The following is a 13,092-nucleotide window of genomic DNA, read 5'->3' as shown; positions in this document are numbered from 1 at the left end:
TTAGGTGGAAGAGCTGATTTTATGTTTCAAAGAGTTTTAATAATCAGTATTTTTCTTCTTTCAAGTTGTGGCTATCATGGTTGTATTAGGCCTCAAAGTGTACTATTTGATGAATATTCGAGTGTTGTGGAAGCTGGGTTAGAAAATGGAAAAAAAGAACATGTTACTTGGGTTAAGTCAGATTTAATATTAGCAGGGAGAAAATCTCTTACTATAAAAGTTGATACAGTGAATGTTGATTTTTGTCATAATACAAAAGACATTCTGGAGGTCTATAATATTAGCAATGTATCCTCTAAGAAGGATAATCTTAGATTTCCTATTAAAATGCCTAATATAATGGCAGGAGAAAAATTGCAATTTAGTTTATTACCAGCGTTTAAATTTACTGTAGATGAGGATATATGTAAAAATAAAAATCCCAAAGTTTATGTTCAAAATACTAACCAATGTATGGAAGATTATTTAGGTACAGAGTATCGTATTTCTATTGATAATTACGGTTCGCAACAGATGAGTAATCTTATGTATTTAAAAAATCCTAATTTGGAAGGAAAAGAAAAAGCCTGGATTGATTTTCCACTTAGAGTCTTATATCATATGAGTAAATCAGAATATCAAGATTTAAAGCGCAGGATAAATTCTAAAGACTCAAAGCGGAACACACGTTCTGCTAGTCAAAATGGCAATGATTATTTCAATCTTTGTTTTACACCTGATGAGTTGGATGTATATCTGAATAAAATTATGGATACAGCAAAACTTAAACATGAAACTCAATATAATGATAATGATAAGAATCAACTGATATTGAAGGAAAAAGAACATTTTGCGACACGTCAGAAACTAATAAGAGACAAATATCAAAAAATATATGATGCATATACTGTCAATATGATATGCGGAAATATATGTGGTGTTCCTGATTACAAAAACGATATAGTCACTGAAAACTGTTTTGTTTCAGAGAAGAATACTATGTTAAATGAATGCTCTATTACAGGCAATAGCATATCATGTGATTTAAACGAAGCGGGGCAATATAGTACTGTTTTGCCTTTTGTATATTTAAACCATGAGTCAGGTATAACAAATTTTATTACTGTTGATGATACAATTAAAAAGTGGCAAGCAGATAATAACTCTTCTGATGTTGGTCTTTTAACTAATTATTGGTATTCTTTTAATAAAGATTCATCTGAAGGCCTTTATTTAGAATTGCGTGTAGATCCTAATTTAGAATTGATAGGTAAGTATAAAATTGAAGTAACTAAGGATTGTAGTAATCACGTTAAAGATAGTTTGTATTATGTTATATCTAAAGTTCCACCTAAAGTAAAACCAGGAGACGGAGGTACAAAAAAGATCAATTTTATAAACAATGAAAGCACGACAGTTCAATTGACAGATGATGATGCAGCTGGTGAGTTATATTTTGGTGTAAAAGATAATGGGGATGGATATGATAATAATACAGGATATTTTAATATTACAGTCACTGCAAAAAAGAAAATACCTAATGTGATTTCATATATAGTAGAGAAATTAAAAGATGCATTGGAACGTGGATTATATGGGACATCATCTACTAATTCTGGAGGTGTTAATATAATCTATAATACTGTTATAGAAAATACACATTTTATTCAAATAGTAAATTCATTGTTGGTATTATACATCTTAATAAATGCGTTATTTTATTTTGTTGGATTTTCTAAGGCTTCTATTTTTGAGTTATTAGCTATAACACTAAAAATTAGTATAGTAATTTATGTTATTGGCCCTAATAGTTGGGAGTTTTTTAATGATCATTTGTTTAAATTATTTACTGAAGCGCCAATACAATTGATTGCCATAATGACAGGTCAAGATTCTGTTAATAGTACTAGTTTTGAATTTTTAGATACAATGTTGTATAGATTTTCTTTGTCTGAAACTTGGTTACAGATTTTATCATTATTATGTACTGGTCCAGTAGGATGGGTGAGCGTATCTCTAATTTTCTGGGGATTAATAGTTTTATTTTTAACTATAGCAACTGCAGTTGTTACTTATCTGATATCTATTATTCTTATAGGATTACTACTCAGTATTGCACCTTTTTTTATAATTTGTATTTTATTTAAACGTACTAAAGCAATTTTTGATGCATGGATTAAATCTTTAGTACAGACAGCTATGCAACCGGTAATAATATTTGCTTCTTTTGCTCTTTTGACTGAAGTTATAGATAGTATAATATATGCTATGTTTAATTTTGAATCATGTGATGTATGTGTATTGCGACCTGAGATTGACATAGGAATCACGAAAATAAGTTTTTGTCTGCTTGAATTTTTACTTCCTTTAGGATTTTCTCCTGTATCAGCCTTTAATGATAATCTAAGAGATTCAGTAAATAGTGATACAGTAATATTTATAGGATTACCAATGCCTATTGTTAATATATTAATATTTGTAATAATGGTGAATGCAACAAAGCATTTTGTTGGCTCTTCTGGAGAAATGTGTACATCAATTTTTGGTTCATTTGCTAATTTGTCAATGGTGGCTGAAAATGCTAAGGAGAGTGCTTTGGGAATTATTGGTATGGATCAAAATAGTCGTATGCAAAGGGCAAGATATGCACAAATGAATAATATGAATAATCGGGATAATGATGGTGAACGTCGACGTGATTCTCTTGGATTTCAGGCGCCTTTGAATGATGAATCTACTAGCAAGCCATCACGTGGTGGTGTTTCAATCCCGGAAAATCCTCCATCTAGTTTCGGTGGGTAGAATATGAAAAAATTTATAATATTATTACTATTTTTTATTACAGGATGTGAAGTTAGGTGTATTGAAGGTAGTAAAGGTGTTAGTGGTAATTCAGTTGTTGTAGAAGTTACCCCAAAAGTGAACAAGGTACGGAATATAGTGCAACCTAATTGGATTGATACCGGATTGAGAGTTAGTAAAGATCAGTCTCCAATGAAGTTAATGATTACTGGAGTTCTAAATATGTGTCCTAAGGATTCTCTGAATCCAAAAGATGTAGTTGTTCCAGCAGTTACTTGTAATAACTCTGCTTATGTTGTTAATTATCATGATGAATCGATTTATGAAAATTTGGTAAATATCTGTAAAAGTGCTGGCTCTAAGCAGCCGTCGAGCTCATATCTCTCACCTACTGCACGCAGTATTAGTACCTTTTACATGAATAAAGGAGATATGTTTAAAGTTAGTTTAATCCCTAGAAAACTGAAAGTGGAAGACTGTAGTGCTGATGCATTGAAAGAATCTGGTATCATATATTATTCTGATGATGAGATTTTTGAAGATAGCAGCTGTAGTACGGCTATGTCAGCTGAAAATATTTGTAAAAATGGTGCGTCTAAATTTTATATAAAGGTAGAAAAAGAATGTAAATCATCTGAACATGCATTTGCTGTGATACCTCGTTTGCAAGGTACTGAAGTTTCAGCATTAGTGGATAATACAACTACTCCCTATGGAAATAAGGTTTTTTATAATAAAAGTTTAGAAAAAGATTGGATTAAAGCTCCTTTTGTTTATGATGCTAGAATGATAAAAAATAAGAGGATTGATGTTGATATATTAAAGAAACATTGTGCGATTATTAAAGAATTAAATAAAAATGGAATTATAAGTCATGTCGATACTGCAAATACTTCTCAACTCGAGTATTATAAAAAACAACAAGAGCAAGGTAACATAAGAAAGGATATTACATTAGATACAATTAAAGAAATTATAGATGTTATTAATAATTTTACAACATATGATATCAATTGTATTTGTGGCACTATATGTAATTCTAAATCACAGCTTAGTGCTGATAAAGGGATTGCTACAATATCAAATTATCGTGCAGATGGGAATTGTATTACTGAGAATAGTAAAGTTGATATGAACGTTACATTCAATGAGGCAAGTGAAGCGAATTTAGAAGATATTATTAAGAGTAATGATTCTGGACAAGTAATACAAGGATTGACTGCCTATTTTGATATAATACCAAAACCTGGAATTAAAAAAAATTTGAACAAAGATTATTATTGTTTTCCAAAAAAAACTTATAGTCATTATTGTTATTCTAATGATTCTCGGGATGTTGAATCAAGTAGCCTGAAACCTGATTTTAATTATACATATGAACTTGATGATCGTATGAAGTTAAGATTTACAGTATTAGGTTCAGGACTAAACTATCACTTATATTCTGGTGGATATAATATTCATGTAGAACGCACATGTAATTTTATGTACGGGAAAAAATTATATATGTATATAGGAGATAATGCTCCAACTATGTTTCCTGGGGATAAAGGTACTGTTGAATTATTTGTACCTGATCCTCAAGATAAGACATCTGGAACAGGAGTGTATATGATTAATGGAGATGGTTCTGAAAAAAAATCAGGAAAGATTTATTTAGGTATAGATGTTAGAGGATATGAAGATCAATTTGATTATAGCAGTTTGCCAGGAATGAAATCAGAAAATAAGTACTTTGCTGATTTTTTTGTAAAAACATGGAATCCAAATTTCTCTAAAGTATTTGTTATGATTAGAGATACTCTTTTAAGAATTTTATATGGATTACCTAAGGATGTAAAGGTTGATAGTATCTCTCAAGCTATAGATTTAATACATGCAAACAAATCAAAAGGTGCAGTACAGAGTATATATACTAATCAAACCAGTGCAGGATCATTATGGAGAGCATTACAAGCATTATGTACTTTGTATATAATTTTTACTGTATTAGGGTATATAATAGGTGTTGTAAAATGTACCAAGTATGATTTAGTAGTACGTATTGCTAAGATTGCAGTTGTTGTTGGTTTGATAAGCCAGGGTAGTTGGGAATTTTTCAGTGATCATTTCTTTTCAATATTTGTTCAAGGAGTCAGTGACCTCATAGCTGCATTTAATGGTGAATTGGATGGAGATAATTCATTTGCGTTTTTAGATCCTACCATAGGAGTATTATTGACAGGGGAAGTATGGATTAGATTAGCCACATTAATAATTACAGGTCCTATAGGGTGGCTGATGTTTATTATAATTTTATGGGCTTCTATTGTATTTTTTATATGCGTTATTGAGGCAGTTATAGCATACTTACTTACTATTGTTGCTATCGCTTTTTTAGCAACATTAGCACCTATCTTTATAACTTTTGTTTTCTTTCAGCTTACAAAGACACTTTTTGATTCATGGATCAAGATGTTAGTTAATTTTTCGTTACAACCTATAATTTTATTTGCTGCACTTGCATTTTTGAATCAAGTTATGTTAACTGTGTTATATAGTGTTACAGGATTTACTGTTTGTAGTCAATGCTACTTAGGTTTTGATCTTCCTATTGGTGCTGTTGAAGAAGGTGCTCCACCTGATATTTGTCTAATATATGTATTAGCACCTATTGGATATTCACCTGCATTATCTATTACTGAATCAATAAGGGAAGCATATGTTCAGGGAGGTCGTGGATTATTTGGATTACCATTTAGTGTTGTATCAGTTTTGATATTGCTTATTGTTGCAAATGCTATGAGAGGTTTTAAAAATATGTCTGAAACGATTGCTCATTCTATATCTGGGAGTGTTGCTGGTCTTGGTGCAAGTATACATGCTGCTACTCAATCTTTAGCTTCTATAGTAGGACTTGATCAGGAAACTCAAAGTATAATTAAAGATGCAATACGGAATCGTAGATCTACTGGTAAATCAAATATTAATATGGTTAGCAGAAGTAATATTAATCCTGAGAATAAGGGTGAATCTGTAGAAAAGAGTGATGATCATGGTTCTGATTCAACTCCAAGAAATCATAATTATAATGTGCAGACTGATAATGGTATTTCAAGCAAACCTACTGATATTTCTCAACAGCCTCAGTCAGGTGATAATGGGAAGGAAGATAGAATAGGTGGACATGATGATGGACTGTTAAATAGTTATATATCGTCTCCCAGTGATAATATAGTGCTTGATGTACGTTCAAATTATGATGAAGTGCAAGGTGTTAATAATAATTTGGATGCTAATTCACCTATTTCTAGAAGTGAAAGTACTACTGTTGATGATACTAATGTTTCAGGTATAACTACGCATGATGTTAGTAACGATACGCATGATGTTAGTAACGATAGTGAAGGTACCAGTAGAAGAATGGAATTAGTTAATGATAGTACTGATAGTATTTCAGGTATAACTACGCATGATGCTACTAATGATGGTGGAGATACTAGTGAAGCAAATGATAGCACTGATAATGTTTCAGGTATGGCTACGCGTGATACTACTGACGATAGTGAAGGTGCTAATGAAGTACATAGTACTGTTAGTGATGACATTTTGAATGTAATTCCAGATATTGATGACTCTAAGAATGCGGCTGATGTTTCTACTAATATAGAATATGGTATTAATGATCAGGATTTAAGTAATATAGATAGTTTGACTGGTGATAATGAAAGTACAACTGAAAATAATGATTCTGACACACAAGTAGAAGCAGAAAAAGCTTCTGTTATTGTTGAATCTGATGATGATGGTGATGTTAATGCTAGAAAAAGAGGAAAAAAAGATATTTACTTTTTAGATGGTCCTCAACGAAAAAGACTTTATATGGATGAACATTCTAGTGTGGCAGAAAAAATTGCAGGGCATGAATCAGCAATTAAAGTTGAAGAAGAGTCGTATGAAAGAGGGATTGTTAGAAAGCTTAATGAGAAAGATCAGAAAGAATAAGACTTTGGAAGGTAAGTGGTACTATAAAGAGTAAATATGTGTGATTTTATTAAAAAGAATTTTATAAAATTATTATTATTTTTAGTAATAACTGCATGTGAATCTAATCAGCATCCAGTACCTAGATGTATACCAGCTGATATGTTATCTGAAACTAAAACAGCGTCTGTTTCAGCATATTTTGCTCCACAATCGGAAGATTTTGTTTCTGATGATCAATTATTAGGAGATTCTATAAAAAATGATCAAGTAGTACGATGGAAATATACTGGATATGTGACAGATGGTCGTCCAATTATATTAAGAGCTGAAGGAATGTGGACTGCATGGGTAGATCAAAGTAATGCTAATAATGTAAGTAGTATAGTTTTGGATGAAGAGGAATTGGATCATTATAATGATATATTATCTGTTGAAAGAATTTGTGGCCCTTATAATAAGATAGAGAAAACCTTTGTTCCTAATGGTCAGGCTGCATGTAAAGTATCATGTGAGTTAATTTCTGGAGTTAAAGATGATTTAGAAAGAGGTGCATACGGACCTCCTTGTTGGTTTAAGAATGGGTACGGTGCATATTTATTGTTTAAGAGACCAAATGATCCTGATCCAAATCAAACGTTAAATAATATGAGGTATCCAGTCTCTCCTGTGATGCACATAGGATACAAGCCCTTAGAATTGGCTGGTAATGATGTTTATTCTACTAAGAATAAACCGATTATGGATTCTCTTTGTCAAAAAGTAACATTGGAGCCAGGATGGAAGATATATGTAAAGATATTAGATAAGTGTTATTATGATAATGTTGGGGGATATGCAATAACATTTATTGAAGGTGTAAAAACAGAAAAGCAATTTTCTGTTTTTGAATGGGTTCGCAAGCAGATAAGAGGTGAATTAGATAAAGCAGGTGAAAAGATTTTTAAGCATATAGTTGGAAATCCAGTATTTAAGAATTTTGTTTTTAGTTTACTGACTTTATTTTTATTATTTGGGGCCTTGGCTTATATCTTTGGTATAGTGCAGAGTCCATTTGGTGATATTATTGTTAGAGTATTAAAAGTATCATTAATAATATTATTGATTTCTCCAAGTAGTTGGGAATTCTTTTATAATCATTTACTTAGTCTATTTATTCATGGCATAGATCAAATTATTGCAATAATTAATAGTCATGCAAGTGCTTATAATCCTAAAGAACCTTTGGCTTTTCTGGATGACATGATAGTAAATAAAATATTTTCTCCAGTTATTTGGAAAATAAAGATTAGAGCATTAATCATTGCTGATTTTTCTTCAATATTTGCTGTATGTGTAATTATTATTGCCATATTCCTTTACATTGCTTTATGTATTTATGGGTTTGTTATATATCTAACAGCATTTGTTGGTATTACATTTTTAGTTGGATTATTTCCATTGTTATTGTTAGGTATTCTTTTTTCTCAGTTCAAACACTTGTTTGATGGATGGCTAACACAATGTATAAGCTTTGCAATGCAGGCAATATTGATATTCACTCTGATTTCCTTGTTTGGTGCGCTTATTATGAATTATTATTATCGCATTTTTGGGTTTACAACGTGTTATAATGAGTGGTTAAAGGTAAGAGTATGTTTGCTCGGTAATCTTGGATGTATATTGGATAAAGGTGTTTTTGGATGGACTCCAGGGCAAGTTTATGACCCAAAAATTATTGGGTTTCCGCCAAGTGCTGACATTTTTATGGATAGAAAGCTTTCTGGTAATGCAAGATATCAGTTTACTGGTGGAGGTGCATATATTGATGTTCCTCCTGATCGTAAATATAAGGATTTTAGATATCTAGATTATCCTTTCCTTGATCCAGATACTAAGACTGATGGAAATCCATTTGGTGTTAACGTGTCTCAAAGTAGCCCATTTAGACAATTATCTTATTATATTAATGCATTGCTTTCTTCTAAAAAAAGATATGTAGCTGCTAGATTGATAAAAGATATAGAGGATGAGTTAGATGTTTTAGAGAAAAAGCAAGTTATAAATTCAGTTAGTAAAAATAAGGTTTTACAAATTATACAAGAAAGAAGAGCGAAAGATAAGCTTGAGCAAAAAAGTGAGTTGGATAAGTATAAAGATGAGGATTTTAAATTTCAAGTAATTAATAGTATTATTAATGATATTATGGCAGGTGCTATTCAAGATCCTACTCCTCAAGAAGAATTAAATAAACAGTACGATTATAATTTAATTTTGAGAATTAGAGCTGGATATTTGATATTATGGACAGAAGTTGGTTCTTTATTCTTAGCTGCATTATTAATATGGCAAATGCGTGCCTTTATTCAAAGTGTAGCAGTATCTTTGGCTGGTGGTAGTATGATGTCCCAAACTCTTGCTAGTATGTATGAAGGTGGGTTCATAAGGATTTTTTCTGGAATTCCAGTCGTAGGTGTTGTATTTGAAAAAATTGATCAAGGTATAGATAGCTTTAAATTTGTAACAGGTAATTATGTTACTAGAGTTGCTCGTATGCCTTTGAATACGTTACGGAGTATTCCTTATTTAGGTAAAGCTGTTAAATTTACTGCTGGTGCTACTGATGTATTGACCTCTTCATATAATGAGCATGATAGGAATTTTAGTAATAGCTTTAGGAAATTAAATTATGCCCGAGCTTTTATAGGTGCTCATTTAGGATTTTCTCCATTGGATGCAATGAAATACTTAGGTGGTCATATTGTTGGAAAGGCATTAGGTTATAGAGAAGGTAACTTAATTCGTAATGCAATTGAGGATCGTCAAGCTGTTTTAGATAGCTTAAAAGCACACATGTTAGGACCTGAGAAATATAAACCAAGTCCTTATATTCCTAATAATAAGGAAGAAGATGATGATAAAAATCCTTTTGCTAAGGAAAGATCACATAAGGCGGGTAGTAGTACGTTATTAGATGATGATGGAAATGTATATGTAAATAAAGAAAATTTAAAAGATGCACTTGAGGCAAGAGAGCAGCTTAAAACAATGCTTGATAATACTAAGGACGATACTGCATTACGGAATATTAAATATGATATTGATAGGCTTGATAATGCTTTACGTCAACATTTAGATGATAAATTTGATGATGTTATACAAAGTTATGCTAATTCTCGCGATCTTATACCTCATCCTCAAGATTTACTTCCTGAAAATTTATCTATGCTGCGTACTCCTTCAGAAGGTGAAATTTCAGGTGTTAGTGATAATACAGCATTAAGTGATATGATACAAATGTATAATGATACTCAAGTAGATAATACCTTAGATGTTGTATCTCCTGTAAGTGGTACAAGATCAGAAAGTTTAAAACAAGATTCAGAAGGTGCTGTTAAAGATAGAACTCAAGTATTCACAGGTTCTGCAGATATATCAGAACATGATGTATCTCCTATGAGTGATACAAAATCAGAAAGTTTAAAACAAGATTCAGAAGGTGCTGTTAAAGATAGAGTTGAATCATCTACAGATTTTATAGATACACCAAAAGATGTTGTATCTCCTATGAGTGATACAAAATCAGAAATTTTAGAACAGGATTTAGAAGATAATATCAAGGGTGGGGTTAAAGCGGTTACAGATTTAGATATGTCACAATATAGTGCATCGTTAGAGGAAGGTATAGAATCAAAAGATTTAGGGATAGCATCAGATGAAACTTCAATGGTAAAAGATCCAGCAGAGGTAGATATAGCACAAGTTCATAGTGATGCTGAAACAAGTGTTTCTTTGGATGTATCTAAGTTACAAAATTCTGTAGATGATAGTATTCGAATTCAAGATGATGTAGAACGTTTACAAGAAAGTGTGTTATCGCAAGAAGATGTGGAATTAAAGGATCATATTAGTGAAATTACAGGTTATGATGGTGACGATTTGTCATCTGAAACTGCTTCAGAGGAAAATAATACAATGCTTATGCAAAATGTATATGATGAACAACAGAGTATAAGCTTAAGTCCCGAAGAGAAAAGTGATTTGTATTCAGAAACCGAAAAAGATAATGAATCAGGTTTGTCGGTGTTAGCGGATAATGCCACTACTGAAGATGTTGAACAAGAAGCAGCAGAAGATACTTCTAAATACACTAATAAGTTGGATTTAGACTATAATGTTTTAGATGTAGGTGAATTAGAAAAAGATTTGGATAGTACTGATATTGAATCTGATAAGACGCTACAACAATTTAGTGTGGAGAGTGGAAAAGAAGTCGATGATAACAGTATTTTTAAACAAGGGGAAGATGATAGAGAAAGATTGCAACAATCAGATGCAGAGGTATCATCTACGTTATCTGTTGAACCATATGATATTTCTACCTCAGAGCGAGTTGATGATGAAAAAATGCATGATTATGTACCTTATGATAGTGAATTGGGAAATAAAGGTGATGTTGTAACACAAGAAAGCGATTTAGATCAAAGTAATGCTGGTAGTACTGATGATACAGGAGATGGGGCTGTTGATCATGCTGAAGAAACAGTGCCTGAGAGTTCTGAAGAACTGGAAGACGCAAATGAATCTGATGATCAAGTTGATAATGAGACAGATGGTGTAGATGATGAAGAGCTTAAAATTGAAGAAACTGATGATGTATCTGATCAATCTGATAATGAACGAGATTATGAAAGTGGTGATGGTGAATTTAGCAATAATGCTGAGATATCCGATGTTGAAGGATTGATTAATGTAGCTACTACTAGTGAAGAGAATGTTATAGCTGAAGGTTTACAACAATATGTGCAACCTAATATACAATCTAATGCTATGTCATTAAAGAAAGATAAAGATGTCGTGGTAGATAAAAATATCTCAAGTGATAAGTTGGATATTAAAGATGTAGGTATTGTTAAAGAAAAGAAAAAAGAATCTGGCGAAAGTAAAGCTGATAATGCTGGCAAAGCAAAATCAGCTAAAACCGCTGTTAATCGAAAATCTTTAAAGAAAACTTTGAAAGTGATATTAAATCAATGTACAAACGACTTATCAGCGAAATTCTGGTTATCTATTGATAAAATATTTGAAGATTCTAAAAGTGGTAAACAAAAGCGTAAATTATCAAAACAAGATATTTTATTAATGATAAGGCAACTTGAAGCAGTTATAGCGTCATTAAAAGATAGAAAAAGACATCTTACTGATATTAATGAAATAAGAGAGATTGAAGCAAGTATTAAAGAAGCAGAATCTACTATTAAGAATCTATTAGGTCAGGAATAATTTCGATCTTATGAGAGAGTTGGTATAGTGTTTGAGGTATAAATATACTACTGAAAAAATTTTTATAATTTTTATTTATTTATTAAATTTATAAAATGCTATAGGGCAATATGAAGTATTTTTTATATAAAGATTTATACTAATATTATTTAGAGCTAAACTTTTATTTCTATGAGTGCAATGTTATTACAATTATACTCTTTGTAATTATCTACAGAGCATGGTAAGTAATCTAAATCAAATCTTACAGGTACATCAAATTCATAATCTGCATATATTTTTATACCATTATGAGGTGGAGTATCGAATTCTATTTGACCATTGGAAAAATTTACAGAGAATCCATCAGCTTTTACAATATTATTATAGTAAATTTTTACTGTATTAATAACTGGTTTTGTAATCGTGCGTATGTATGAATATTGATCAATACTATATGTTTTCATTATTTGAAAAATTTGTTGCTGATTATTTCCTATGCCAAGTTGTTGCTTTTTTGCTTTATAATCTGACCAATCTTTAAAACGAAATCCAATAGCTTTGCCTTTATGAATATAGAAAAAATTAATGAGTTTAAGTAATTGATCTTTTGATTTTATATTATGCATTACATTATATTTGTTGCGTGGGTGTGATATATTAATTTTGCGATACTCACTCCCATTATTTGTTTCAATAATAGTTGTTGAAAATTCTGGACCACCAGTTGATCCATAAGAAATATCTTCTGGAAATCTTATTTCGTGAAATGTCATTGTTATTACTAATTGTATGAAATGTACTTTATAGTGTTGTCAGTGTGAAGTATTTTTATACTAATTTTAATGCTAGATAATTTAAATTGTTAAGTCCTGTGTTTATTTGGATATTGGGTTTATGTGATCAAATAAATAATATAGTTCCTTATATGCCAGTTGAATCAAATCCTTAGTGCTGTCTGTTATACCATTATTTTAATATTCAACAAAGTTTTTTAGTATAAGTTGTAATATACTATTCTGTTTCTTACGATAATATTTAGTCTCTTTTGCTTTTAACGTCATATTCTTCCGATACAATGCTGGATTACTATGATTCATATAATGG

General features: G+C 31.1%; 5 protein-coding genes. 3 read left to right on the top strand and 2 right to left on the bottom strand.

The annotated features are described in order from the left end of the window. Positions 1–21: 21 nt before the first annotated feature. The 3 genes from MR76_RS02650 to MR76_RS02640 are packed head-to-tail and all read left to right on the top strand — an operon-like array spanning position 22 to position 12,006. Positions 22–2,781, top strand: a complete 2,760-nt coding sequence (locus MR76_RS02650) for a TrbL/VirB6 family protein (RefSeq protein ID WP_024072153.1) — start codon at positions 22–24, stop codon at positions 2,779–2,781. A gap of 3 nt (positions 2,782–2,784) precedes the next feature. Then, on the top strand, positions 2,785–6,765 hold the full coding sequence (locus MR76_RS02645; RefSeq protein WP_024072152.1) for a type IV secretion system protein: 3,981 nt from the start codon (positions 2,785–2,787) through the stop codon (positions 6,763–6,765). A 36-nt stretch (positions 6,766–6,801) separates the two neighbouring features. After that, positions 6,802–12,006, top strand: a complete 5,205-nt coding sequence (locus MR76_RS02640; protein WP_024072151.1) for a type IV secretion system protein — start codon at positions 6,802–6,804, stop codon at positions 12,004–12,006. A gap of 155 nt (positions 12,007–12,161) precedes the next feature. Here MR76_RS02640 and MR76_RS02635 read toward each other — a convergent pair whose 3' ends face one another. Together MR76_RS02635 and MR76_RS04980 are read right to left on the bottom strand one after the other, a co-directional pair. Beyond that, entirely contained in the window at positions 12,162–12,761 is a 600-nt protein-coding gene (locus MR76_RS02635; RefSeq protein ID WP_024072150.1) for a DUF2460 domain-containing protein, read from the bottom strand. A 198-nt stretch (positions 12,762–12,959) separates the two neighbouring features. After that, positions 12,960–13,085 carry a hypothetical protein gene (locus MR76_RS04980; protein ID WP_268744738.1) on the bottom strand — a complete coding sequence of 42 codons (126 nt, stop codon included), beginning with the start codon at positions 13,083–13,085 and terminating at the stop codon, positions 12,960–12,962. Positions 13,086–13,092 lie beyond the last annotated feature (7 nt).

Origin of the sequence: Ehrlichia muris AS145 (assembly GCF_000508225.1) — a bacterium.
Lineage (GTDB): Bacteria > Pseudomonadota > Alphaproteobacteria > Rickettsiales > Anaplasmataceae > Ehrlichia > Ehrlichia muris.
The sequence above is the reverse complement of the archived record's forward strand: the minus strand, read 5'-3'. Positions and strand labels throughout refer to the sequence as shown.

Coding starts and splice junctions, on each gene's coding strand:
- MR76_RS02650 (WP_024072153.1), top strand. CDS start 22: ATGTTTCAAAGAGTTTTAATAATCAGTATTTTTCTTCTTTCAAGTTGT.
- MR76_RS02645 (WP_024072152.1), top strand. CDS start 2,785: ATGAAAAAATTTATAATATTATTACTATTTTTTATTACAGGATGTGAA.
- MR76_RS02640 (WP_024072151.1), top strand. CDS start 6,802: ATGTGTGATTTTATTAAAAAGAATTTTATAAAATTATTATTATTTTTA.
- MR76_RS02635 (WP_024072150.1), bottom strand. CDS start 12,761: ATGACATTTCACGAAATAAGATTTCCAGAAGATATTTCTTATGGATCA.
- MR76_RS04980 (WP_268744738.1), bottom strand. CDS start 13,085: ATGAATCATAGTAATCCAGCATTGTATCGGAAGAATATGACGTTAAAA.